This is a genomic window from Streptomyces sp. 71268, assembly GCF_029392895.1.
GTDB lineage: Bacteria > Actinomycetota > Actinomycetes > Streptomycetales > Streptomycetaceae > Streptomyces.
On sequence record NZ_CP114200.1, the window covers coordinates 2,711,787 to 2,735,321 of the forward strand.

The window sequence follows — 23,535 nt, forward strand, 5'->3', positions numbered from 1 at the left end:
CAAGGGCCTGCCAGCTTCGCGGCCACCACACCACCGGACGGGCCGCCTGCCCGAACACATCCATGTCACGGAAGGTGAGTTCCGCAGGGCGGTATCAGGCGTCGGCGCCGCGACGCACCACCCGGGCCAGCGCGGCCACCACCTCCGGGTCGTACTCCCGCTCCGTCCCCTCCCACAGCCGCCCCAGCGCCCACGGCGCCCCACCCGCCGCCGCGCGCCCCTCGCCCACATCGCGCCCCGCGCGCCCGCCGGCGCGCTGCGCGGTGCCGCACACCCCGGTCGGCTCCCCGCGCGCGGGCACGCCAGGATCACCCGTGAGATCCGCGTACGCGTTGACCACTCGGATGACGCGTGCCGGCAGCGGCTGTTCGCGGTACGGGGCGGCCTGCCGCTCGACCGCTTCGGCGACCTCGGCGGGCATGCCCGTCTGGCGCACGACGGCGCCCCCGAGCCGGGCTATGCGCTGCGCCTCCGAGGCGGGCAGCGGCTCGGTGGCGCCGGCCGGGTACGGGTCCACCAGGGAGAGTTGGCCCACGTCGTGCAGGAGGGCCGCGTCCTCGATGACGGCGAGCGCGCGGCCGGGAAGGCCCAGCTCGCGGCCGACCGCACGGCCGAGCCGGGCGACCCGCCGCGCGTGGCCCGGCGGCGTGTAACCGGCGATCTCCGTGGCGCGGGCCAGCGAGGCGACGGTCTGCCGGTCGGCCTCGCGCCCGGCCGCGCGCCGGCGCACCGCCAACTGCGCGAGCAGCAGCGGCACACCGCAGAGCGGCAGCGCCCACTCCCCCGCCGTGGCCACCGCGAGGGCCAGCACCACCGACGCCGCGCACACCGCCGCCCCCACCACGTGCCGGGCCCGCAACTCCGCGCCGAGCAGGCGCGCGTACGGGCCGTCGCCGCGCGCCCGCGCGAACAGCGCGGTCAGCGCCGCCTCGCTCACTACCGCGACCCCGAAGAGCGCGAGCAGGCAGGGCACGACAAGCGAATGGGCGCCCGTGTGCGGCAACAACGGCGCTCCGTCGTGGGGGAGTTGGCATGCCAGGGCCGCGCAGGCGACCGCGAGCACCCGGCGCGCGATGCGCTCCGGGTGGGGCGACTGGCCGAGCGCGACGGGGAGCACGAGGCCGACCAGGCTGGCGGCGACGACGACCGCGACGGCCTGCGCCCAGCCGAACGGGCCCGTCACCAGGGCCACTTCACCGCCCGCGCCCGCCACCTCCCCGAGCGCCACGTAGGCGAGCGCGCCGGTCGTGGCCAGCGGGGCCGGCTCCCGGCACCGGGCCGGCGCGACCCGACAGCGGGCCGCCTCCCCGACGGCGATCAGCGCGCCGAAGGCGAGCGCCGTGCCCGGTGCCTCCACGCCGCGCCGGGCCGTCAGGCCGAGCGCGGCGACGGAGAGCGCGAGGGCGGCGCCGTAGGCGGCTACGAGGACGATGGCGGGGGCGGGGCCGGGGCCGGGAGCGGCGCGGGCTGGGGTGGCGGGGGCGCCGCCGGGGTGTTGGCGCTCGACCACGCGCGCCCGGCGCCGCTCGCGCCGCGCCCCTCGCTCCCCGCGCTCACCGGACGCGCCCGGCGCGGCGGGGCGCGCCGGCTGGTCCGGCGCGGAAGCGTCAGTCCTGGCCATCGGTCCGCAGGGCTCGACGCGCCGCGTGCGCGGGGGCGGTCACCGACCGCAGCGCGCCGGCGCACGGGAACGGGAGATCGCCGGGCATCTCGGGGACACCGCGCGCCCCCGACGAGCCCGGGGCCGTGGCCCCGTCCGCCGCCGGGCCGACCCGCTCCTCGGCCGCCCCGGGGAACGCGTCCCGCTCCGCGCCCACCTGCCACAACTCGCCTGACTCATCGCCCAGTTCACGCCTGCCCCAGGCGCGCTCGGTGTCGGGCGGACCGTCACACTCAGAGCCGCAACACTCGGTGCCGCAGCTCTCAGCGCCGCAACACTCGGCGCCGCAACACTCGGTCTCGTACGCGGCCCCGTAGGCGCCGGCGCACGCGCCGCCGTACGCGGCGCCCGGGTAGGCCGCGCCCGCGCGGTCGTGTGGCGCGTCGGCGTCGTCCCGATCGCTCGCCACCGCCCGCGCGTTGCCGCCGCCGCCCGCTCCCCCGCACGCACCGGCGCCCGCGGTGCCGGGCACGCCGTCGGACGCGGCGCCGAGTACGGGGGCCCCCACGCCGCACGCCGGCGCGGCGCCCGGCACGCCGCACGCGGCTTCCGCCGCCCCGTCGGGCTCGCCTGGTCCGTCGGCGGTGGCGCGCGAGCCGTCCGCCCCCGCCTCCTCGCCCGCCCCGGCCACTTCCGGGGCCACGGCATCGGGTCGCCAGCCGTGCCGGTCCAGCGCGCGGGCGAGGGCGCGCACCATGCGGGGGTCGAACTGCGAGCCGGCGCAGCGCCGGAGCTCCTCCACGGCCACGGACACCGGGCGCGCGCGGCGGTAGCTGCGGGTCGAGGTCATGGCGTCGAAGGCGTCGGCCACCGCCACCACCCGGGCCACCTCGGGGATGTCGCGCCCGGCGAGGCCGTGCGGATATCCACTGCCGTCCAGGCGCTCGTGGTGGTGCAGGATCGCCGACCGGGCCTCCGCCAGGCACGCGATGTCGCGCACCATCGCGTCCCCGTGCTCCGGATGCAGCTCGATGACGCAGCGTTCCTGCGGGGTCAACGGGCCGTTCTTGCGCAGCAGTCGGGTCGGCACGCCGAGCTTGCCGACATCGTGCAGCACCCCGGCCACCCGTAGCACCTCGAGGCGCTCCGCCGCCATTCCCAGCTCGCGGGCGATCAACACCGAGGCCGCGCCCACGCGTTCGCCGTGTCCGCGCGTGTAGCGGTCCTTGAGGTCGACGGCCTGCACCAGGGCGCGCACGGCCGCGTGGTGCGTGGCGCGCTCGGGGGCCCGGGGGCCGAAGGCCCAGCCGGCGACGGAGATCGGCACCAGCACGAGGAGCGCGGCCGACGGCCCGTAGGGGCTGTGCCACAGCAGCGCCATCACCAGCCCCACCAGCCCGTGCACGGCGTACGGGGCGCAGGAGCCACACAGGTCACGGGGGCGCCCCCGCTCCGCGCGGCGGCCACCGACAGCGGCTCGCGCCCCACGGTCCAGGCCCGCCTGGAGCAGCCCGTACGCGAGTGCCGCCCCGGTCGCGGGCAGGAGCGCGCGCGGCGCGTCGGCGGCGGCGAGGGCGGCCGGGCCGCCGAGCGCGGCGAAGGCCGTGGCGCTCCCGTACGTGGCGAGGGCGAGCCGGGCGGCGCGCCAGCCACGGCTGGCGGTGGCCGGTCCACCGCCCGGTTCGGCGGGCGCGGCCCGGCCGACGAGGGCGCCGGGGACGGGGACGAGCGCCGCGGCGGCGGGCGGCAACAGAAAAGCCCCGGCCAGGAGCGCGGGGCTGCACCAGTCGAAGGGCGGGCGGCTGGCCGGGGCGGTGGTGCCGTGCGGGGAGCGGCGGAGCGCGGCCCGACAGCCCGCGTACCCGAGCGCCAGCAGCGCCATCGGGAACCAGGCGTCGGCACCGGCGCCGCCGGGGCCCGCGACCGGCTCGGCGATGTCGCCGCCCAGCGCCGCGGACGGGGCGGCGACCAGGGCCGGAGCGGCGCAGTAGGCCGCCGCGCACACGGCACCGACGATGTAGAGGCGCGCGGTTTGCGGGAGCGTCCGCACGGTCCCCTCCTCCCCCCGGTCGCACGGGCTTCGACGTCAGGTTGGGGAGAATAGGACGGCCGCGTGGGAAAAACGTCCACTCAGGTGGAATCAGTCGCTCGGCGGGAACAGATACACACCTTCGGGTGACAGTCAGGTGGCGCGGCGGTGGCACCCGGCGCGGCGCCCGCCCACACGTTCGACACCCACTCGGACGCCACCCCATCGCGGACCCCACCGAACGCCGACGCCCCTTGTGCCGGCTCGCACCGGTAACCCCGGGCCCGCCCCCGCGCCCGCCCGGCCCGCCAACTACCGCGCACAGCGAGAGAGTTGGTCACGGATCACCCACCGCCCCGACACCGGGTACGAGGCCGACGGCCGACCGTCGGCACACATACGTCCGCCCCGCACGCCGGGCATGGGGATGCCGACGGCGTACGGGGCGGACGTACGTAAGGAATCGAAACGCCGGGCCACGCGGGCCCGAGAACCGGGCCGCGGCCGGGCGCCGTCAGTCGCGGGTGGCGCCCTCCGGGCCACCGCGCTCGACCGGACCGCTGCTCGGCGCGGCCTGGAGCGGCTGGGTCGCGGCGGCCTGGGTCGAGGCGGCGGCGGCCGCGCCGGTGGCCGGCGTGGAGCCGGCGGCCGAGGCTGAGCCGACAGTTGACGCCGAGTCCACGGGGCCAGACTCGCGGCCGGCGGTGTCGGGACCACTGACGCGGTGCAGCGGCCGGGCGGGGTCGGTCTCCAGCAACGCCTGGTCGGGCACGGTCTCGCCGGCCCTTATCAACTCGATCCGGCCCATCACCTTGGAGCGGAGGTCGGCCGGTACGTCGTCGTGGCCGCAGCAGCGCTTGACGAGCTTCTTCACCGCCTGCTCCAGGCCGTACTTCTCCAGACACGGCGAGCACGCGTCGATGTGCACCTCGAACTTGGCGCAGTCACCGTCGGGCATCTCGTGGTCAAGGAACTCATACAGGTGGTCGAGGACCTCAGAGCAGTCCGTCTCTCGCGGGTCACCACAGCTCATGAGCCCGAGCCTTTCCGATCGTGCGACTCTTCCCCTGACGATGCCGGGGAGACCCCACTCGACACAGCCCCCGCGCCCGCCGGCACCAGCCCGCGGCCACGGGCGTAGTCCTCCAGCAGACCGCGCAGTTGGCGGCGCCCACGGTGCAGTCGGGACATCACCGTACCGATGGGTGTACCCATGATGTCCGCGATCTCCTTGTAGGCAAAGCCCTCAACGTCGGCGAGATACACCGCGATGCGGAATTCCTCGGGGATCGCCTGCAGGGCCGACTTCACGTCGGAGTCCGGCAGGTGGTCGAGGGCCTGGGACTCGGCGGAGCGCAGGCCGGTCGACATGTGCGACTCGGCGCGCGCGAGCTGCCAGTCCTCGATCTCCTCGGCGGCACTGCGCTGCGGTTCGCGCTGCTTCTTGCGGTAGGAGTTGATGAACGTGTTGGTGAGGATGCGGTACAGCCACGCCTTGAGGTTGGTGCCCTCGCGGAACTGGTGGAAGGACGCGTACGCCTTGGCGTAGGTCTCCTGCACCAGGTCCTCGGCGTCGGCCGGGTTACGCGTCATCCGCAGCGCGGCCGAATACATCTGGTCAAGGAAGGTGAGGGCATCCCGCTCGAAACGGGCGTTCCGCTCGGCCGCGGTCTCGCTCCCGGCCCCGGCCACCTCGGCCTGGGCGGTCTCGTTCTCAACGTGGCTGACCTGGGCGGCGGCCTCCTGCCGCTCCGCGCCCGTCGAGCCCTGCGTCGTGCCGTCGGTCCCCGCGTCCGTCCCAGTGACCGGACCCACCTCCTCCAACACCGTAGCGAGACCGGATGCGGACCCGCTTGAATCGGAGAATAGACGACGATCCGGTCCGCCCGCCGCTCCAGCCAGCGTCGACTGGTCGACCCGAAGCTGCGACCACGCCAGGTCGGCGGTCTGCGGACGGGACGGGCAAGCAAGCGAACCCATGCGGGAAACTCCCATTCCTCGTGCTGATGCCGCTACGTTTCGATCCTTACGTCGGGCACAACATCCGCACTGCGGTTCGCATTCCCCGACTCAGTGAGCGATCCAATCCAGCCACTTCGCCACGGCTTCCGTGAGCACCGTCAGCGTCTCCTCCTGGGTACGGGCCGCCTTCTTCGGAACGGCGAAACCGTGATCGGCCTCCGGGACCTCCACGATCTCCGTACCGTCGGGGAACTCCTCGGGTCGGCCGAACGGGTCGCGTCCCCCCTGCACCACGAGCGTGGGCAGCCCGGCGTCCAGCAGCTCGGCGGCCCGGGACGACGCCGGCTTGCCGGGCGGGTGCAGCGGGAAGGAGAGGGCGAGCACCGCCCGGGCGCCCAGCTCCCGCCCCGTACGGCAGGCCGCCCGGGCCCCGGCGCTGCGCCCGCCGGCGACCACCGGCAGCCCGGGCCCGGTCAGCGCCGGCCACACCGCCCGCCAGCCCACGTCCAGCGTCTTCGGCGCGGGGGCGACCTTCTTCCCCGCGACCCGCCAGGGCTGCTCCACCAGGGCGACGCTCACGCCGCGCGGCGGCAGGGTCGCGGCCAGCGCCGCGAGGTCGCGCGCCTCGATACCGCCGCCCGCCCCGTGCCCCAGGGCCAGCACGGCGCGGGCGTCCGGCGCCCGGTGCCAGGTGATCCGCGCGTCGCCAGCGGGGGTCGGCACGGTCTCGGTCCGGGGGGCGGGTCCGGCCCCGCCCGCCCCGTTCGCTGTCGTCCGCATCCGCCCATCCTGCCCCGCGCGCCACCACGGCCCTACGCCACCCGCCCACGGGCACCCGATCCGGCGCGGGCGGGGCGCCTCGCGGGCGGCGGCCGACGGCCCCCGGGCAGCGGGCAGCGGGCAGCGGGCAGCGGGCGACGCTAGAAGAGCGTCTCCTCCTCCGGCGCCGCGAGTTCCTTCAGCAGCTCCGGGCCGTTGTTGCGGACGTTGCTCACGTCCGTGGTGACGGGGTAGGCGCGCAGCAGCCCGCCCGGCGGCGGCGCGAGCAGCGCGCGCAGGGACTCCTCGTCGGTGCGGGCCGGGTCGAGCCAGTCCGCCCAGCGGTCCGGGGTCAGCATGAGCGGCATGCGCGGGTGGATCTCCGCGAGCGAGGCCGGCCCGTCCGCGCCCGCCTCCCGGCCCGCCAGCGGCGTCGTCTCCGCCTCGGTCGTGATGACGGTGCACGTCGCCCACCAGGCCTGCGGGTGGTCGTCGGGCAGCGTGCGGTCCCGCCAGAACTCGTACAGGCCCGCCAGCGCCATCACCGAGCCGTCGGCCGGCGTGACGAAGTAGGGCTGTTTGCGCGTCCGCTTCTTGCGGCCCCGCTCCTCCAGTTGCCGCTCGTCGGCGCTGGTCACCCACTCGTAGTAGCCGTCCGCCGGCACCAGGCAGCGGCGTGCCTCGAAGGCGCGGCGGAACGACGGCTTCTCGTGCACGGTCTCGGCCCGCGCGTTGATCATCTTCGCGGCCCCCTCTGGCGACTTCGCCCAGGAGGGCACGAGCCCCCAGCGCAGCGGTCGGAGCTGGCGGACCGGCGTGCGGTCGGCGGACTGCTTGAGGGGCCGCTCCAGGACGGCGTAGACGTTCTTGGTGGGCGCCACGTTCCAGTCCGGGGCCAGCGCCTCGGTCGGCTCCCACTTGCCCACGTCGAACAGGTTGGCCAGGTCCTCTGGTTTCCGGCTCGCCGCGTACCGTCCGCACATCTCGCTACAACCCCTCCGACCGCACCGTTGCCCCATCCATGCTGCCGCACCCGGCCCCCGTTCCGTGCGCCGGTGGGCGGTGGGGCCGGCCACCGGCCTGGGCGGGCTCGCCGCGATACCGGAGCAACCGCCGCATTCCGGCCGGGGCGCCGACGGAACCGGGGCCGGCGCGCCCGCGTTTTTCCTACCGTCTGCCCGGAGGTGCCAGACTGCGGCACCACCGAGGCCGGCCCCGGTCCGACCACCGGCCGGGCCAGCCACCCACGCCCGGCCACGGGCGGCCGTACGGGCGGTGGTCCGCACCCCGCCCCGGCCCGACCAGCAGCGCCACCTGTCAACCAGCACCGTCCGACCTCACCCAGGCACCGCCCGGCACCGCCCGGCACCGACGTGAACCACCCAGCGCCCACCAGCGCCGATCGGGACCAAGGAGTCGCCCCCGCATGGACAGCACCAGCGCAACCGAGCTGTGGGACCGCGTCTTCGGCACCCAACCCGACCCCTCGCAGTGGCTGGTGGCGATCACCGGCCTGATCGCGCTCGCCACCGTCACCTCGCGCCTGACCTGGCGGCTGGCCCGTAACGCCATCACCATCGCCCACGAGGGCGGGCACGGGATCGTGGCGCTGCTCAGCGGGCGCCGCCTGGACGGCATACGGCTGCACTCCGACACCTCGGGGCTGACCGTCTCGCGCGGCAAGCCGACCGGAATCGGCATGATCCTGACCGCGGCGGCCGGCTACACCGCTCCCTCCCTGCTCGGCCTCGGCGGCGCCTGGCTGCTCGCCGCCGGCCACATCACGGCGCTGCTGTGGGGCGCGACGGCGCTCCTGGTGGCCATGCTGGTGATGATCCGCAACGCGTACGGGGCGCTGTCGGTGGTGGTCACCGGCGCGACCTTCCTGCTCGTCTCCTGGCTGACGGAACCGGAGGTGCAGGCGGCGTTCGCGTACGGGGTGGTGTGGTTCCTGCTGCTCGGCGGGGTCAGGCCACCGTTCGAGCTCCAGCGCAAGCGCCGGTACGGGCAGGCCGGGGACTCCGACCCGGACCAGCTCGCCCGCCTCACGAACGTGCCGGCGGCGCTGTGGATGTTCCTCTTCCACGCCGTCTCGCTGTGCTCGCTGATCGGCGGCGGGCGCTGGCTGCTCGACCTGTGAACGACTGTGGCGCCGGCCCCTCCTATCAGTGCCGTGTTACGGAGGGGTTTCACCGTTTTTGATCGAGAATCGTCGTCCGGCGGAGCCACTAAAGTAAGGCTCATGACCGGCACTGAGACATCCCCGGATGACGCCCTCGCGCTTTGGCCCGCTCCGCTCGCGCACGGAGCGGTCGACGCGACCGTCACCGTGCCCGGTTCCAAGTCCGTCACCAACCGCGGCCTGGTCCTCGCCGCACTCGCCGCCGAGCCCGGGTGGCTGCGCCGCCCGCTCCGCTCCCGCGACACCCTGCTGATGGCCGAGGCGCTGCGCGCCATGGGCGTCGGCATCGAGGAGACCATCGCGTCGAACTCCGCCGCCCCCGGCGAGCCCGGCGCCCCCGCCACCGGCGAGGCGTGGCGGGTCATCCCCGCGGGGCTGCACGGCCCGGCCACCGTGGACGTGGGCAACGCCGGTACGGTCATGCGCTTCCTGCCGCCGGTCGCCGCGCTCGCCGACGGGCCGGTCCGCTTCGACGGCGACGCCCGCTCCCACGAGCGCCCGCTGCACGGCGTGATCGACGCGCTGCGCGCCATCGGCGCCCGCATCGACGACGACGGGCGCGGCGCGCTCCCGCTGACCGTGCACGGCAACGGCAGCATCGACGGCGGCCCGGTCCGCATCGACGCGTCCTCGTCCTCGCAGTTCGTCAGCGCGCTGCTGCTCTCCGGCGCGCGCTTCAACCAGGGCGTCGAGGTGCGGCACGTCGGCTCCACACTGCCCTCGATGCCACACATCCGGATGACCGTGGACATGCTGCGCAGCGCCGGCGCGGCCGTGGACACCCCGGAGGCGGGCGGCGAGCCCGACGTGTGGCGGGTGGCGCCGAGCGCGCTGCTCGGCCGCGACCTGGTGGTCGAGCCCGACCTGTCCAACGCGGCCCCCTTCCTGGCCGCCGCGCTGGTCACCGGTGGCCGGGTGACCATCCCCGACTGGCCCGAGCACACCACCCAGCCCGGTGACGCGCTGCGCGAGATCTTCACCGAGATGGGCGGCTCCTGCGAGCTGGTCACCACGGCCGACGGCACCGCGCTGACCTTCACCGGCACCGGCCGCGTCCGCGGCATCGACGTCGACCTGCACGAGGTGGGCGAGCTGAGCCCGGTGATCGCCGCGGTCGCCGCGCTCGCCGACTCCGAGTCGGTGTTGCGGGGCATCGCCCACCTGCGGCTGCACGAGACCGACCGGCTCGCCGCGCTGGCCAAGGAGCTGAATGACCTGGGCGGCGACGTCACCGAGACGGCCGACGGGCTGCGCATCCGCCCGCGCCCGCTGCACGGCGGCATCTTCCACACCTACGAGGACCACCGGCTGGCCACCGCCGCCGCCGTGCTGGGCCTGACCGTCAGCGGCGTCCAGGTGGAGAACGTGGCCACCACCGCCAAGACCCTGCCCGACTTCCCCGGCCTGTGGACGGGGATGCTCGAAGCCACACCCGGGGCGGCCCCGATGCCGAGAGGCTGAGGCCGCGACGATGCGCCGCTACGGAAAGCACACCGACGAGGACGACGTACGCGTACGTCCGGGCCGCCGGGGCAGCCGCCCCCGCTCCAGCATCCGGCCCAAGCACGAGGACGCCGCGCCGGGCTTCGTCCTGACCGTGGACCGGGGCCGGATCACCTGCCTGGTCGACGGCCGCACCATCCACGCCATGAAGGCCCGCGAACTCGGCCGCAAGGGCGTCGTGGTCGGCGACCAGGTGGCCGTGGTCGGCGACCTGTCCGGCGCCAAGGACACCCTGGCCCGCATCGTGCGGGTCGAGCCGCGCAGCTCCGTGCTGCGCAGGACGGCCGACGACGACGATCCGTACGAGCGCGTGGTGGCCGCCAACGCCGACCAGCTCGCCATCGTGACCGCCCTGGCCGACCCCGAGCCCCGGCCCCGGCTCATCGACCGCTGCCTGGTGGCCGCCTTCGACGCGGGCCTGGAACCGCTGCTCGTGCTCACCAAGTCGGACCTGGCGCCGGCCGAGACGCTGCTGGCCACCTACGAGTTGCTCGACGTGCCGCACGTGGTGACCAACCGCGACGAACTGGCCGACGGGGCCGCCGCCGACCGGGTCAGGGAGCACCTCACGGGGCGGGTCACCGCCTTCGTCGGGCACTCCGGGGTCGGCAAGACGACGCTGGTCAACGCGCTGGTCCCGGAGCGCAAGCGAGCGGTGGGACACGTCAACGCGGTGACCGGGCGGGGGCGGCACACCACCACCTCCGCGCTCGCGCTGCCGCTGCCGACCGGCAGCGGCTGGGTGATCGACACCCCGGGCGTGCGCTCCTTCGGGCTGCACCACGTGGACCCGTCCCGCGTCATCCACGCCTTCCCTGACCTTGAGGCCGGTACGACGAACTGCCCGCGCGCGTGCAGCCACGACGAGCCGGACTGCGCGCTGGACGCCTGGGTCGCGGACGACCACGCCGACCCGGACCGGCTCTACTCGCTGCGCCGGCTGCTCGCCACCCGCGAGCGGCGCGAGGGCGACTGAGCGGGCGAAGGGGCCACGGCCGGCGGGTGCCGACCGGGTGAGCCAGGCCGGCGAGGACCGAGAGCACGCGCATAGCGCCCGGGAACACGGGGGCGACGTTTGCCCGTTGATCTCCGAGGTAGATGCATAATCGCACGCAGGCCGAACACAGGAGGCAATCTGATGGCGTGGCTGCTCGTCGTGGTCGCCGGTCTCCTGGAGACGGGCTTCGCCGTCTGTCTCAAGCTCTCCCACGGCTTCACCCGGCTGTGGCCGACGATCGCCTTCTGCGTCTTCGCGCTCGGCAGCTTCGGGCTGCTCACGCTCGCGCTGAAGAAGCTGGACGTGGGTCCGGCGTACGCGGTGTGGACCGGGATCGGGGCGGCGGGCACCGCCATCTACGGCATGGTCTTCCTGGGCGACCTGGTCTCCACCCTCAAGATCGTGTCGATCTCGCTGGTCATCGTGGGCGTCATCGGCCTCCAGCTCTCCGGCTCGGCGCACTGAGCCCCGGCGCACCGAGGCCCGCCGGGGGCGCGCCATCCGCACCACGCGAGCCCGGCGCACACGTCCCGCACGGCAAGCGCCCCTCGCTCCGCCCCGGGGCCTCCCGCACGAGCGCGGGTCAGTGCCGGGCGGGTCCGGCCTGTTGGCCTGCCGCCCAGCGCGGCGCCAACACCCGTCGGACCAGCGCCGCCGCCTCGTCGGGCGCGCCCGGGACGCTGACGTACGAGACGGCCAGCCGCGCTGCGGCCTCGCACGCCCAGGCCAACTCGGCCGTCGCCAGGGCCGGCCGGTCGGCGCAGATGGCCGCCAGACAACGGTCGCTGACCTGGCGCATCAGCTCACTGGGGCTCGGCAACGCCTCACCGGGCCCCGGCGCGTCGGCCCACGCGCCACCCCCCGACCACGCGCCCTCGCCGCCCCATCCGCCACCCGGTACCTCCCGCCTCGCCAGCCCCCGGTAGCCCGACAGGCCCGACTGCCCTGACAGGTTCGACTGCCCCGGCAGGCCCGACTGCCCCGACAGACCCGACGGGCGCGACCGCCCCCGCTGGCCCGGTTGACCCAGCGGGCCCTGCGGTGCCGGCTCGCCCGACTGCTCCACCGGGGCAGCGCCGAACGGGTGTCGTTGGCCGGGCAGCGCGCGGGGCCCGAAGGCCGCGGCCGGCAGCCGGTCGTTCCAGCAGCCGGTCAGCGCCGCGCGCACCAGCGCGTTGCCCCGGGCCACCCGTACGGTCCACGCGGCGGCCGCGGCCAGCCGGTCGGCGGGGCCGCGCGCGTCGTCGCCGGGCGCCAACGCCTGTTCCACGCCGCGCAGGTACGACTCGGTCTCGCGCCGTACCAGGGCTCTGGCCAGGCCGTCCTTGTTGCCGAACTCGTTGTAGAGGGTCTGCCGGGACACCCCGGCCGCGGCGGCCACGTCCACCATGCGCACCGCGCCCCACGGCCGGCGACCCACGGCGCGGAACGCCGCGCTCAGTAAGGCTTCACGCGCTGTAGGCACCCTTGCCTCCCAGGCTCGGACAGCTCATCCGGCTGCCGTGCGGCACAGAATTGACGCACCGACAGGCACTGTCAATAGCCCTCGCGAGCGCCGAATCGTCCCGCTTCGCCAAGGTAGTGTGCGAGCATGCCCGACTACCACGATGATCTGCGGCTCGCACAGGTGCTGGCGGACGCGGCCGACTCCGCGACCATGGAGCGGTTCAAGGCTCTGGACCTCAAGGTCGAGACTAAACCCGACATGACGCCCGTCAGCGAGGCCGACAAGGCCGCCGAGGAGCTGATCCGCTCCTCGCTCCAGCGCGCTCGGCCCCGGGACGCGGTGCTCGGCGAGGAGTTCGGCAGCGAGGGCTCGGGCCCGCGGCGCTGGGTCATCGACCCCATCGACGGCACGAAGAACTACGTGCGCGGGGTGCCGGTGTGGGCCACCCTGATCGCCCTGATGGAGCGCGGCGAGGGCGGCGACCGACCGGTGGTCGGCATGGTGTCGGCCCCCGCGCTCGGCCGTCGCTGGTGGGCGGCCGAGGGGCTCGGCGCGTACACCGGCCGCAACCTCTCGTCGGCCTCCCGGATCTCGGTGTCGAAGGTCGGCACGCTCTCCGACGCCTCGTTCGGGTACGCGTCACTCGGCGGCTGGGAGGAGCGCGGCAAGCTGAACGGCTTCCTCGACCTGACCCGCGCCTGCTGGCGCACCCGCGGCTACGGCGACTTCTGGCCGTACATGATGGTGGCCGAGGGCTCGATCGACCTGTGCGCCGAGCCGGAGTTGTCCCTGTGGGACATGGCCGCCAACGCGGTCATCGTGCAGGAGGCGGGCGGCCGGTTCACCGGCCTCGACGGCAGGCCCGGCCCGCACAGCGGGGACGCCGCCGCCTCCAACGGCCTGCTCCACGACGAACTCCTCAACCACCTCCAGTAGCCCCCGCGCGCCACGCGCTTCTCGCGGGCGCCGCACGCGCGCCCGCCCGGGCGCTCCATGTGCTCCGGCTCGATCCCTTGTCGCACCCGCCGCCTCATGTGAACATGAGAATCCGCCCGCTTGTGCGCTTGTGAACCTGTTCTCGTCGCACCCTCCCGTGCCCTCGGCCGAGCGGGCCCCAAGGAGGTGGCTCCATGCCCACGCTCGTCCGCGACGCCATGACCACGGTGGTCCTCACCATCGGCCCCGCCCACACCCTCCGTCAGGCCGCCCAGTTGATGGCGGCCCGCCGCGTCGGCGCCGCCGTCGTGCTCGACACCGACACCAGCGGGCTCGGCATCCTCACCGAGCGGGACATCCTCGTCTCGGTCGGCGCCGGCCAGGACCCCGACCACGAGAGAGCCCACGCCCACACCACGACCGACGTGGTCTTCGCCGCCCCCGGCTGGACCCTGACCGAGGCCGCGCAGGCCATGACGCGCGGCGGCTTCCGTCATCTGATCGTGCTCGACGAGCGCGAACCGGTCGGGCTCGTCTCCGTCCGCGACATCATCCGCTGTTGGTCCCGCGCCGAGGAGGCCACCGGCGCACTCGCCGGCTGACCCCGCGCGCCACGCGCCCCGCGAGCCGCGCCGCCCGGCCACCGACGCGCCGCCGCCCGGTCCACGCCCAGGGGCACGGCCGGGGGGTCGCGGAGGTCCGGGCACGCGAGGAGGCTGGACGCGCGAAGAGGTCCGGGTACGCGAAGAGGCCGGAGCCCCGTGGCGTTCGGCCTCTTCGGTTGTTACGGCAAGCGACTGTTCAGTCGCCCGCGCGGGGGACCACCGCCCACGGGGGTGGGGCGGTGGGCCCGCCACGCGGACGGCTCAGCCGCGGAGGGCCTGGACCGCGGCCTCCAGCCGCTTGCCGTAGTCCGCGTCCGCCTTGCGGAAGTTGGCGATGGCGCGCTCGATGATGTCCTCGCGCGTCACCCCGGAGATGGCGCCCGCCAGGTTGGCGATCAGGCGCTCCTTCTCGTCCTCGCTCATCAGCCGGTAGAGGTTGCCGGCCTGCACGAAGTCGTTGTCCTCGGCGTGCGAGGGCGTGGCCTCCTCGCCCGTGAGGCCGCTGACCGCGATCGGCTGCCACAGCGGGACGCTGGTCTGGGTCGGCCCGCCGAAGCTGTTGGGCTCGTAGTTCTTCGAACCGCCGTGCCGCCCGTCGTAGGCGAGGCCGTCACGGCTGTACGTGCGCGCCTCGGTGGCGTGCGGCCGGTTGACCGGCAGGTTGTCGGCGTTGATGCCCACCCGGTAGCGGTGCGCGTCGCCGTAGCCGAACAGGCGGCCCTGGAGCATCTTGTCCGGGGACGGGCCGATACCGGGCACGAAGTGCGCCGGCGAGAAGATCGACTGCTCGACCTCGGCGAAGATGTTCTGCGGGTTGCGGTTGAGCTCCAGCTTGCCGAACTCGACCAGCGGGTAGTCCGCGTGCGGCCAGACCTTGGTCAGGTCGAACGGGTTGAAGCGGTAGGTCGCCGCGTCGGCCGCGGGCATGATCTGCACGTACACGGTCCAGCTCGGGAACTCGCCGCGCTCGATGGCCTCCCGCAGGTCCCGCTGGTGGCTGTCGGGGTCCTTCCCGGCGAGCACCGCGGCCTCCTCGGCCGTCAGGTTCTTGATGCCCTGGTCGGTCTTGAAGTGGTACTTGACCCAGAAGACCTCGCCCGCCTCGTTGTTCCACTGGAAGGTGTGCGAGCCGAAGCCGTCCATGTGGCGGTACGAGGCCGGGATGCCACGGTCACCGAAGAGCCACGTCACCTGGTGCGTGGACTCGGGCGACAGGCCCCAGAAGTCGAAGACGTTGTCCGCCTCCTGCGAGCCGGTGTACGGGTCGCGCTTCTGGGTGTGGATGAAGTCGGGGAACTTGATGGCGTCCCGGATGAAGAACACCGGAGTGTTGTTGCCGACGAGGTCGTAGTTGCCCTCTTCGGTGTAGAACTTCAGCGCGAAGCCGCGCGGGTCGCGGACCGCGTCAGGCGCGCCCAGGTTGCCGGCCACGGTGGAGAAACGCAGGAAGGTCTCGGTCTGCTTGCCGACCTCGGAGAGGAACTTCGCGCGGGTGTACCGGGTCACGTCCGCGGTCACCGTGAAGGTGCCGTACGCGCCGGCTCCTCGGGCGTGCACCACACGCTCCGGAATGCGCTCCCGGTTGAAGTGCGCCAGCTTCTCCAACAGCAACTGGTCCTGCACCAACACCGGGCCGCCGACGCCCGCGGTCTCGCTGTTCTGGTTGTCGGCGACCGGCGCGCCGGCCTCCGTGGTCAGCGGCCCCGCCGACTGAGCCGTCTCGCCCTGAACCGTCACGTGCGCCTCCTGCGTATTCGTCCTGTCCCTTGGCCTGAGCCGTAACCGATCCTACATTGGACTTTGTCTAAGTCAAGAAGCGATGGAGAGACGTACAAAGTCTGTTCATGGACGCACACTGCTACCCTGGTTCCTATCTGACTGATAGGTGAATGGCATGAGTGACCTGCTAGAACGACTCCGGGGGCGCGGCTGGCGACTCACCGCCCAGCGACGCGTCGTGGCCGAGGTGCTCGACGGGGACCATGTGCACTACACCGCCGACGAGGTGCACGCCCGCGCATCGGAGCGCCTGCCCGAGATCTCCCGGGCGACCGTTTACAACACCCTCGGCGAGCTGGTGTCGCTCGGCGAGATCCTGGAGGTGAGCACGGACGGCCGCGCCAAGCGGTACGACCCCAACGCCCACCACGACCACCACCACCTGGTGTGCGGCCGCTGCGGCACCATCCGCGACGTACACCCCGCCGGCAATCCGCTCAGCGACCTCCCGGTGGTGGAGCGCTTCGGCTTCACCGTCACCGGCGTGGAGGTCACCTACCGCGGCACCTGCCCCTCCTGCACGGACACCTGACCCGGCCGTCCGCCGGCCGCGTGCGCCGCGCCGGCCACGCCCGCCGCGCACGGCCGCGGCCTCACAGCGGCTCGCTGTAGAACTGACGGGCCCAGCGGCGGAACCTGGTGATCGGCCCGTCCCCCTCCACCAGCCGGGGGCGCTCCAGATGGGCGATGTGCTTCCAGACGGGTACGTCCTTGTCGGCCTCAAGGCCGGAGGCGTACGTCACGGCCCTGGGCAGCAGCGCGGCCACCGCGCGTGCCGCCCCGGTGCGGCTGGGCCGGGTGTGCCGCACGGCGGCCGTCAGGCACATCCGCACGTGCCGCGGGTCCACCGGGGTGACGCAGAACCAGATGCGCAGCCGGAAGCCGTACTTCTCCGCCTCGCCGTACATGACCCCGAGGCCCTGCACGACCGTGCGGACCGACGGGCCGAAGGAGTACATACCGTTGCGCTGCCCGGCGGCCCGCCCGAGCCGGTAGGCCGTCTCCATCCGCGCCCCCTCGAACCGCGGCGGGTCGCTGATGTCGACAACGAGTCGGTGCAACGCGGCGAAGTGCCCGAAGTCGATGGCGTTCTCCATGAAGTCCTGCGGGTGCACGGCCAGGGTGCGGACACGCCGGTGCGGCCTCGGGAAGTCGGCCGCCGGCGGCACCTCGACCTCCCAGCTCGGCGGCAGCCCCTGGGCGTGCCGCCAGACGAAGACCAGTCCGTCGATCTCCCGGTGGTCAAGGCGGCCCAACCGCGCCCTGGGCGGCGCGGTGCCGTACCCGGTCCGGACGCAGGCGCCCTCCGGATCGAACTGGAAGCGGTGGAAGGGGCAGACCAGGTTCTCCCCGCGCACCGTCCCGCCGTGCCCCAGGTGCGCCCCGAGGTGCGGACAGTACGGACGTACGGCGCGCAGCCGCCCGCTGGCCGTGCGGTACAGCACCACGTCCTCGTCCGCCAGCCGCCGGTTGACCACCTTGCCCGGCCTCACCTCGTCGCTGGCCGCCATGAGGAACCAGCCGTCCGGATAGGGCGGGAGTGACACATGGGGCGAGGTGGCTGGCGCGGCGGCGACGCCAGGGGGTCCGTGGGGCGCGTCCGGCGGGGTCGACGGGCCCGGTCCGAGGTCCTGCATGGCGCACCTTTCGTGGGTGTCGTCGCCCGGGCGCCGTGGGTGCGGTGCGAGTGCGGTGGCGACGCGACCCGCGAGGCTGGGCGCGCGGGCAACGAGTGCCCGCGCGCCCAGCCTCGCGGCGGCCGGCTCCGGCAGAACGATTCGCCCGCGTCGCGTCACCGGAAGACGTGAACACTGGGCCGGGAGGTTTGCGCCCGACCACGCCGCCAAGGGGTCGAGAGGCCCAAGGCCAGGGGGCGCCCCACCCGCGCCCACGGGGCGCACACGGGCCCTCCCCACGGCTCCGCGCCAGAGAACAGCGGAACGACGGTCAGCGAAACGACCGGGCAGCGAAACGACGAAGGCCCGAATCCCTGATCGGGATTCGGGCCTCGTCTCGCGAGTAGCGGGGACAGGATTTGAACCTGCGACCTCTGGGTTATGAGCCCAGCGAGCTACCGAGCTGCTCCACCCCGCGTCGTTGTGTACTTACTGTAACCCCACCCCGACGACCAGGGCAAATCGCGGTCCCGCCGCCCCTCGCCGCCCCGCCTTCCCACCGCCCACGCACCTCGGCCCGGCCCGACGCGCGGCGGGGCTCGGCGCCCACCGGCGGCGCGCGCGGACCGCGTGCCTACGCGGTCTGCTCCTGCTGGAGCGCGTCCGCGAGCCGGGCCGCGCGCTCCGCGACCTGCGCGGGCCCCAGCTCGACCGCGCGGGCGCACCAACGCTGGCCCTCGGTCAGCGCCCCGCGCCGGGCCGCGAGCAGCGCGAGCCGCAGCGCGGCGCGGCCGTGCCCGGCGTTGGCGGCCCGGGTCCACCACAGCGCCGCCTCCGGCTCGCTGCCCTCGCGAGCCAGGAGCAGGCCCAGGTTGAAGGCGCCGTTGCGGCTGCCGGCCTTGGCCGCGGTGCGGTACCAGTGCGCGGCCTTCACCACGTCCCCGCGAGCGGACGCGAGCATGCCAACTCGAACCTGTGCGCGGCGGTGGCCCTGGCGGGCCGCCCGCTCGTACCACTCCTCGCACTCCGGCCGCTCCGGCTCGCGGTCCGTGCCGTTGCCGAGGCTCGCGCTCGGATCGACGACGGCCGGCCGGTCGAGCAGGGCGCCGAGCCGGAAGGCGGCCTCGGCGCTGCCACCCTCGGCCGCGCAGCGTAGATGCTTTTCGGCCGCCTCCTCGTCGCCCTCGCGCAGCAGCACGATCGCCACCTGGAGGGCGGCCTCGGTGTGCCCACCGGCGGCGGCGCGTACGTACCACTCGTGCGCCGTGCGCTCCGCGCCCCGCCCCGCGTGCAGGATGCCGAGGTTGAAGGCGGCGTCCACGCTGCCCGCCTCGGCGGCCTTGGAGAACCACGGCTCGGCCCCCGCCGCGTCCGAGCGCTGGAGCAGCAGCACGGCCAGCGCGTTCGCGGCCTCGCGGTGCCCCGCGTACGCCGCGCGCCGGTACCACTGCTCGGCCTGCGCGGTGCGCCCCTGGCTGGCGCAGAGCAGGCCGAGGTTGTAGGCGCCGTTGATGTCGCCCGCCTCCAGCGCCGCGCGGTACCAGCGCTCCGCGGTCTGCGGCTCGCCCCGGTCGGCGTGGAGCGCGCCCAGCGCGTTGGCCGCGTTGCCGTCGCCGTCCTGGGCGGCCCGGTGCCACCACACGGCCGCGCTGTCCAGGTCGCCGGCGTCGCGCAGCAGGAACGCGAGCGCGCAGGCGGCCCGCGGCTCGCCGTCCTCGGCCGACATCAGGTACCAGCGGCCGGCCTCCTTGGTCTCGCCGCGCTCCTCAAGCAGGGTGCCGAGGTGCAGCGCCGCGCGCCGGTGCCCGCGCGCCGCGGCCTGCCGGTACCAGCGCTCGGCCTCGCTCTGCTCGCCGTCGGCCCGGGCGGACCTGCCGCGCCCGTCGGGGTGGTGCTGCTCGCGCTCGCGCTTGTGCAGGATCTGCGCGAGTCGGTACGCGGCCTCGCGGTGACCGTGCTCGGCGGCGGCGCGAAACCATCGCTCGGCGCCCACGTCGCTGCGGTGCTCAAGCAGGTCGGCCAGGGCATAGGCGCCGAGCACGTGCCCCGACTCGGCGGACTGCCGCAGCCAGTACTCGGCGGCCGGCTCGTCGCCGCGCTCGCGGTGGTGCCGGCCGAGGGCGTGGGCGGCGGCGGCCGAGCCGGCGACGGCGGCGGTCCGCCACCAGCCGGCCGCCTCGTCGGCGTAGCCGCGCTGGTGCAGGAGGACGCCGAGGTTGTTGGCGGCGGCGCGGTCGCCGGCGACGCTGGCGGCACGGAGGTGTGGCTCGGCCCGGTCGAGGTCGCCGCGGCGCAGCAGCAGCGCGCCGAGAACGCTCATGGCGGCCGGGTCGCCGGCCTCGGCCGCCCGGCGGTGCACTGTCTCGAATTCGACGTCGGCGCCGTACGTGCTGCCCGCGATGTCCGCGGTGACGGCGTCCACTTCGCTCGCGCCGTCCAGCGCGAGTCCCGGCATGCTTTCGGCGCGCCCGTCGTCGGGCGCCGGCACAAGCCGCTCCTTCTCCAACAACCTCGCCCTGTCCCCCATGCGTTCCATCGTTGCACCACCCACAACCGGCGTACACCTGGTATACCGCAGGGGCGAGGTCAATTCGACGTTTTGTCGACTTCCCGACAGAACGACTTCTGAAACCGCAGTTGGAGCCAGTTCCGCGCTCTCTCCTCGGCGCGTCGCGCCGCTCGCCGCGCCACTCGTCGGGGCGCCCATCCCGCCGCTTGGGGACCGTGCGACACACCTGCCCGGGCAGCCGCACCGTACGCCGGGGAGGGCCACATGCCGGGACGGGCGGGCCGTAGACACGACAAGGCCCGAATCCCTGATGAGGATTCGGGCCTTGTCTTTCAAGTAGCGGGGACAGGATTTGAACCTGCGACCTCTGGGTTATGAGCCCAGCGAGCTACCGAGCTGCTCCACCCCGCGTCGGTGTTCCCTCAAGGTATCACGACGCGGGGTGGGCTCCTTCACCCGTTCGCTCTGTCCGGCGTCCGCTCGGGCTTGTCGGCTGGCTGGCCTCCGGTGTCGGCGGACGCCTGCTCGGCCCCGCCGCCCTTGTCGCCGCCGGCTCCGTCCTTGGCGGCGTCGTTCTTCCCGTCGCCCTTGCCGTCGCCCTTGGCCTTGTCCGCGGCGTCCTTCTCCGCCTTGGCCGCCCGGTCCAGCGCGTCCTTCAGGTCCTTCTGCGCCTTGCCGAACGCCTCCCAGTCCTGGGGTTCCTTCTGGAGCGCCTCCTGGCCCGCGGTGATGGCGTCCTGCGCGTCCTTCAGGGCCTGGCGCACCGTCGGGTCGCCCGACGGCTCGTCAGGTTCCTGGCCGTCACCCGGTGGCTTCGTCGGATCGGTGGGCTTCTGCTCGCCGAAGACGACGTCGAGCGCCTTGTCCAGCGAGTCCTCGAAGGCCGTCTGGTCGCCATAGGTCACCAGGACCTTCTTGAGCAGCGGATAGTTCGTCCCCGCGCCCCGGACGTACACCGGCTCCACGTACAGCAGCCCGTCGTCGAGCGGGACCGTCAGCAGGTTGCCGTACTCCACCGTCGAGTCGCCGCCCTTGAGGAGCCTGATGCTCTCGGCGATCTTCGGATCGGAGTTGAACTTGCTCTGCACCTGTTGTGGTCCGGAGACCGGGTTGTTCGGTCGCAGCTTCAGGATTCTGATCTTGCCGTAACCCTCGCTCTGCGCGTCCGCGTCCACCGCCATGAAGGCACTCAGGTTGTCCCGGTCGTTCGGCGTGAACGTGGTCGTCAGGGAGAACTTCTTCTCCTTCTGGTCCGGCATCTGCATGCTCAGGTAGTACGGCGGCACCGAGTTGACCTTGTTGGTCGGGTCGTCGGGAACCTGCCAGACCTCACTGCCGCTGTAGAACTGCTCCGGGTCCTGGACGTGGTAGCGGGTCAGCAGCTGGCGCTGCACCTTGAACAGGTCCTGCGGGTACCGCAGGTGGTCCATCAGGTCCTTGCTGATCTGGTCGCGGTCCTTGACCGTGCCCGGGAACGCCTTGCGCCACGTCTTGAGGACCGGGTCCTCGGTGTCCCACTCGTACAGCTTCACGGACCCGTCGTACGCGTCGACCGTGGCCTTGACCGAGTTGCGGATGTAGTTGACCTTGTTCTCCTGCGCCACGACCTCGCGCTGGCCGTCGGTCAGCGAGTCCTCCGTCGTGTCACCGAGGGTGGTGCGCGACGCGTACGGATAGCCGTTGGTCGTCGTGTACGCGTCCACGATCCACTGGATGCGGCCCTTGATGATCGCCGGGTAGGCGTCGCCGTCGATCGTCAGCCACGGGGCGACGGCCTCGACCCGCTCCTTCGGCGTGCGGTTGTACAGGATGCGCGAGCCCTCGCCGATGGCCCCCGAGTAGAGGATCTGCGGCTCGTTGAAGGACACCGCGTACGCCGCGCGGTTGAACGGGTTGTCGAGCTTGACGCCACTGTCGCCCTTGTACGTGGTCGTCTTCTCCTCGCCCTTGTCCCCGGAGTAGTCCAGCTCCTCCTGCGGGCCGCCCACGATCGAGTACTGCGTCGTCTTCTCGCCGTAGTAGATGCGCTGTTCGTAGTCGCCGAACTGGCCCTCCGACGGGAGGTTGCGCTCCATGAAGGCCGGGGCGCCGGTCTTGGTGGTGTCGGTGCCCTTGGCCGTCACGGCGCCGTAGCCGTGGGTGTACTTGAAGTGGTCGTTGATCCAGTTGCGCTCGGGGATGCCCTTGGTGTTGATCTCGCGCAGACCGATGACGGTGTCCTGGTCCTGGCCGTCCTTGGTCTTGTACCGGTCCACGTCCAGGGTCTGCGGGAACTGGTAGTAACCGCGGACCTGCTGGAGCTGCTGGACGGTGGGCGAGACCACGTTCGGGTCGAGCAGGCGCAGGCTGGCCGTGGAGTCGACCTTGGCGCGCAGCGTCTTGGGGTCCTTGCTGCTCTCGCCCTGGTAGTCCTTCACGTCCGTGTTGTCGATGCCGTACGCCTTGCGCGTGGCCTCGATGTTCTTCTTGATGTACGGCGCTTCCTTGGCCTGCTCGTTCGGCTGGACCTGGAACTTCTGCACGATCGCCGGGTAGAGCCCGCCGATCAGGATGGCCGAGAGCACCATCAGGCCGAAGCCGATCACCGGGAGCTGCCAGGTGCGCCGCCACAGCGTCGCGAAGAACAGCAGCGCGCAGATCACCGCGATGCAGAACAGGATGGTCTTCGCCGGCAGGTACGCGTTGGCGTCGACGTACTTCAGACCGGTCCAGTTGCCGGTCTCCTTCAGGTCGCTCGACTTCACCGCGAGCCCGTACCGGTCCAGCCAGTACGCGACGGCCTTGAGCGCGACGAAGATGCCGAGCAGCACCGACAGGTGGCCGGTGGCCGCCGCGGTGGCGCGCGCGCCGGGGCTGGTGATGCGCAGCCCGCCGTACAGGTAGTGCACCAGCGTGGCGGCGATGAGCGAGAGGACGGTGGCCGCGAAGCCGAAGCTCAGCAGGAAGCGGTACCAGGGCAGGTCGAACGCGTAGAACGACACGTCCTTGTGGAACTGTGCGTCCTTCTGGCCGAACGACACCCCGTTGACCCACAGCAGCCAGGTGCGCCACTGGCCCGATGCGGAGGCTCCGGAGATCAGGCCGACCAGCGCCGCGACGCCGATCAGCAGCCACTTCTTGTACGGGTCGATGCCCATCCGGTACCGGTCGAGCGACTGCTGCTCCAGCGACATCGCGCTCAGCGGCGGGCGCAGCCGGTGGGCCAGCCAGATGTTCACCCCGACGGCCACGGCCATGAGCAGGCCGAAGACGAAGAAGAGGCCGATCTTGGTCACCAACGTCGTCCTGAAGACGGACGAGTAGTGCACCGAGCGGTACCACAGCCAGTCCGTCCAGAACCCCGCGAACATGACGAAGCCCATGGCCAGCACGGCCAGGACGCCCAGCGTCATGAGCAGGGTCCGGACCCGCCGGGACGGTCGGCCGACTCTGATCCGTGGCCCGGTCGGGCCTCCGCCGCGGTCCGGCATCTGGAAAGCCAAGGTGCGCACCTCGAAGTTCGGTGTCGATGAAGCTTGGTGAAGCAGCCCCGAGATACTAGGGCCCACTGATGCAACTTACTCAGGCTTTACTCAGTTCCCGTTTTGGGGTCCGTTCAAGGCACGATATTG

At 73.4% G+C, this 23,535-nt stretch carries 15 protein-coding genes, 2 tRNA genes and 3 pseudogenes; 7 read left to right on the forward strand and 13 right to left on the reverse strand.

The window, feature by feature from the left end; translation table 11 throughout:
- Positions 1 to 94: 94 nt before the first annotated feature.
- From OYE22_RS09885 to OYE22_RS09910, 6 genes and pseudogenes are all read right to left on the reverse strand, one after another.
- Positions 95 to 1,621 carry a metal-dependent phosphohydrolase gene (locus OYE22_RS09885; RefSeq protein WP_277320058.1) on the reverse strand — a complete coding sequence of 509 codons (1,527 nt, stop codon included), beginning with the start codon at positions 1,619 to 1,621 and terminating at the stop codon, positions 95 to 97.
- Between the two features lie 694 nt (positions 1,622 to 2,315).
- Positions 2,316 to 3,650: pseudogene (locus OYE22_RS09890) on the reverse strand (HD-GYP domain-containing protein); the annotation flags it as partial.
- Between the two features lie 739 nt (positions 3,651 to 4,389).
- Positions 4,390 to 4,662, reverse strand: a pseudogene (gene rsrA, locus OYE22_RS09895) (mycothiol system anti-sigma-R factor); the annotation flags it as partial.
- Positions 4,659 to 5,321 (reverse strand): sigma-70 family RNA polymerase sigma factor, encoded by a 663-nt coding sequence (locus tag OYE22_RS09900; protein WP_348652269.1) that lies wholly within the window; start codon positions 5,319 to 5,321, stop codon positions 4,659 to 4,661. The gene OYE22_RS09900 and the pseudogene rsrA, both read right to left, overlap by 4 nt.
- 378 nt (positions 5,322 to 5,699) lie before the next feature.
- Entirely contained in the window at positions 5,700 to 6,371 is a 672-nt protein-coding gene (locus tag OYE22_RS09905; RefSeq protein ID WP_277320060.1) for an alpha/beta family hydrolase, read from the reverse strand.
- 140 nt (positions 6,372 to 6,511) lie between these two features.
- On the reverse strand, positions 6,512 to 7,333 hold the full coding sequence (locus OYE22_RS09910; RefSeq protein ID WP_277320061.1) for an SOS response-associated peptidase: 822 nt from the start codon (positions 7,331 to 7,333) through the stop codon (positions 6,512 to 6,514).
- A 443-nt stretch (positions 7,334 to 7,776) separates the two neighbouring features.
- Between OYE22_RS09910 and OYE22_RS09915 the strand changes: the two genes are divergently transcribed.
- The 4 genes from OYE22_RS09915 (at position 7,777) to OYE22_RS09930 (ending at position 11,497) form a co-directional block, all read left to right on the forward strand.
- Complete coding sequence (locus OYE22_RS09915) at positions 7,777 to 8,490, forward strand: M50 family metallopeptidase (protein WP_277320062.1); 714 nt, start codon at positions 7,777 to 7,779, stop codon at positions 8,488 to 8,490.
- Positions 8,491 to 8,592: 102 nt separating this feature from the next.
- On the forward strand, positions 8,593 to 9,993 hold the full coding sequence (gene aroA, locus OYE22_RS09920) for a 3-phosphoshikimate 1-carboxyvinyltransferase (RefSeq protein ID WP_277320063.1): 1,401 nt from the start codon (positions 8,593 to 8,595) through the stop codon (positions 9,991 to 9,993).
- A gap of 10 nt (positions 9,994 to 10,003) precedes the next feature.
- Positions 10,004 to 11,011, forward strand: a complete 1,008-nt coding sequence (gene rsgA / locus OYE22_RS09925) for a ribosome small subunit-dependent GTPase A (RefSeq protein WP_277320064.1) — start codon at positions 10,004 to 10,006, stop codon at positions 11,009 to 11,011.
- A gap of 162 nt (positions 11,012 to 11,173) precedes the next feature.
- Positions 11,174 to 11,497, forward strand: a complete 324-nt coding sequence (locus tag OYE22_RS09930) for a multidrug efflux SMR transporter (RefSeq protein ID WP_176163986.1) — start codon at positions 11,174 to 11,176, stop codon at positions 11,495 to 11,497.
- Between the two features lie 658 nt (positions 11,498 to 12,155).
- Here the strand turns inward: OYE22_RS09930 and OYE22_RS09935 are convergent.
- Positions 12,156 to 12,497 (reverse strand): annotated as a pseudogene (locus OYE22_RS09935) (helix-turn-helix domain-containing protein); the annotation flags it as partial.
- A 126-nt stretch (positions 12,498 to 12,623) separates the two neighbouring features.
- Between OYE22_RS09935 and hisN the strand changes: the two are divergent.
- Both hisN and OYE22_RS09945 read left to right on the forward strand, forming a co-directional pair.
- Positions 12,624 to 13,415 (forward strand): histidinol-phosphatase, encoded by a 792-nt coding sequence (hisN, locus tag OYE22_RS09940; protein ID WP_277320065.1) that lies wholly within the window; start codon positions 12,624 to 12,626, stop codon positions 13,413 to 13,415.
- A 194-nt stretch (positions 13,416 to 13,609) separates the two neighbouring features.
- Positions 13,610 to 14,017, forward strand: a complete 408-nt coding sequence (locus OYE22_RS09945) for a CBS domain-containing protein (protein ID WP_277320066.1) — start codon at positions 13,610 to 13,612, stop codon at positions 14,015 to 14,017.
- A 264-nt stretch (positions 14,018 to 14,281) separates the two neighbouring features.
- Here the strand turns inward: OYE22_RS09945 and OYE22_RS09950 are convergent, their stop codons facing one another.
- Complete coding sequence (locus OYE22_RS09950) at positions 14,282 to 15,757, reverse strand: catalase (RefSeq protein WP_277320067.1); 1,476 nt, start codon at positions 15,755 to 15,757, stop codon at positions 14,282 to 14,284.
- Positions 15,758 to 15,914: 157 nt separating this feature from the next.
- Here OYE22_RS09950 and OYE22_RS09955 point away from each other — a divergent pair, with 157 nt between their 5' ends.
- Positions 15,915 to 16,331 (forward strand): Fur family transcriptional regulator, encoded by a 417-nt coding sequence (locus OYE22_RS09955; RefSeq protein ID WP_277320068.1) that lies wholly within the window; start codon positions 15,915 to 15,917, stop codon positions 16,329 to 16,331.
- A 61-nt stretch (positions 16,332 to 16,392) separates the two neighbouring features.
- Here the strand turns inward: OYE22_RS09955 and OYE22_RS09960 are convergent, their stop codons facing one another.
- From OYE22_RS09960 to OYE22_RS09980, 5 genes are all read right to left on the reverse strand, one after another.
- The gene (locus tag OYE22_RS09960) at positions 16,393 to 17,436 is read right to left on the reverse strand and encodes a Rieske 2Fe-2S domain-containing protein (RefSeq protein WP_277320069.1); all 1,044 of its coding nucleotides are present in this window, start codon (positions 17,434 to 17,436) and stop codon (positions 16,393 to 16,395) included.
- Between the two features lie 383 nt (positions 17,437 to 17,819).
- A tRNA-Met gene (locus OYE22_RS09965) sits at positions 17,820 to 17,893 on the reverse strand.
- A 156-nt stretch (positions 17,894 to 18,049) separates the two neighbouring features.
- A complete protein-coding gene (locus OYE22_RS09970; protein ID WP_277320070.1) occupies positions 18,050 to 19,951 on the reverse strand; it encodes a tetratricopeptide repeat protein in 1,902 nt (633 codons plus the stop codon).
- Between the two features lie 310 nt (positions 19,952 to 20,261).
- Positions 20,262 to 20,335: transfer RNA gene (locus tag OYE22_RS09975), tRNA-Met, on the reverse strand.
- 41 nt (positions 20,336 to 20,376) lie between these two features.
- Positions 20,377 to 23,394, reverse strand: coding sequence for a UPF0182 family protein (locus OYE22_RS09980; RefSeq protein WP_277324072.1), 3,018 nt, complete (start codon positions 23,392 to 23,394; stop codon positions 20,377 to 20,379).
- Between the last annotated feature and the right edge of the window lie 141 nt (positions 23,395 to 23,535).

What these genes read in the sequence shown, in the direction of transcription:
- OYE22_RS09885 (WP_277320058.1), bottom strand. Translation starts at nt 1,621, where the DNA reads ATGGCCAGGACTGACGCTTCCGCGCCGGACCAGCCGGCGCGCCCCGCC.
- OYE22_RS09905 (WP_277320060.1), bottom strand. Translation starts at nt 6,371, where the DNA reads ATGCGGACGACAGCGAACGGGGCGGGCGGGGCCGGACCCGCCCCCCGG.
- OYE22_RS09910 (WP_277320061.1), bottom strand. Translation starts at nt 7,333, where the DNA reads ATGTGCGGACGGTACGCGGCGAGCCGGAAACCAGAGGACCTGGCCAAC.
- OYE22_RS09915 (WP_277320062.1), top strand. Translation starts at nt 7,777, where the DNA reads ATGGACAGCACCAGCGCAACCGAGCTGTGGGACCGCGTCTTCGGCACC.
- aroA (WP_277320063.1), top strand. Translation starts at nt 8,593, where the DNA reads ATGACCGGCACTGAGACATCCCCGGATGACGCCCTCGCGCTTTGGCCC.
- rsgA (WP_277320064.1), top strand. Translation starts at nt 10,004, where the DNA reads ATGCGCCGCTACGGAAAGCACACCGACGAGGACGACGTACGCGTACGT.
- OYE22_RS09930 (WP_176163986.1), top strand. Translation starts at nt 11,174, where the DNA reads ATGGCGTGGCTGCTCGTCGTGGTCGCCGGTCTCCTGGAGACGGGCTTC.
- hisN (WP_277320065.1), top strand. Translation starts at nt 12,624, where the DNA reads ATGCCCGACTACCACGATGATCTGCGGCTCGCACAGGTGCTGGCGGAC.
- OYE22_RS09945 (WP_277320066.1), top strand. Translation starts at nt 13,610, where the DNA reads ATGCCCACGCTCGTCCGCGACGCCATGACCACGGTGGTCCTCACCATC.
- OYE22_RS09955 (WP_277320068.1), top strand. Translation starts at nt 15,915, where the DNA reads ATGAGTGACCTGCTAGAACGACTCCGGGGGCGCGGCTGGCGACTCACC.
- OYE22_RS09960 (WP_277320069.1), bottom strand. Translation starts at nt 17,436, where the DNA reads ATGCAGGACCTCGGACCGGGCCCGTCGACCCCGCCGGACGCGCCCCAC.
- OYE22_RS09970 (WP_277320070.1), bottom strand. Translation starts at nt 19,951, where the DNA reads ATGGAACGCATGGGGGACAGGGCGAGGTTGTTGGAGAAGGAGCGGCTT.
- OYE22_RS09980 (WP_277324072.1), bottom strand. Translation starts at nt 23,394, where the DNA reads ATGCCGGACCGCGGCGGAGGCCCGACCGGGCCACGGATCAGAGTCGGC.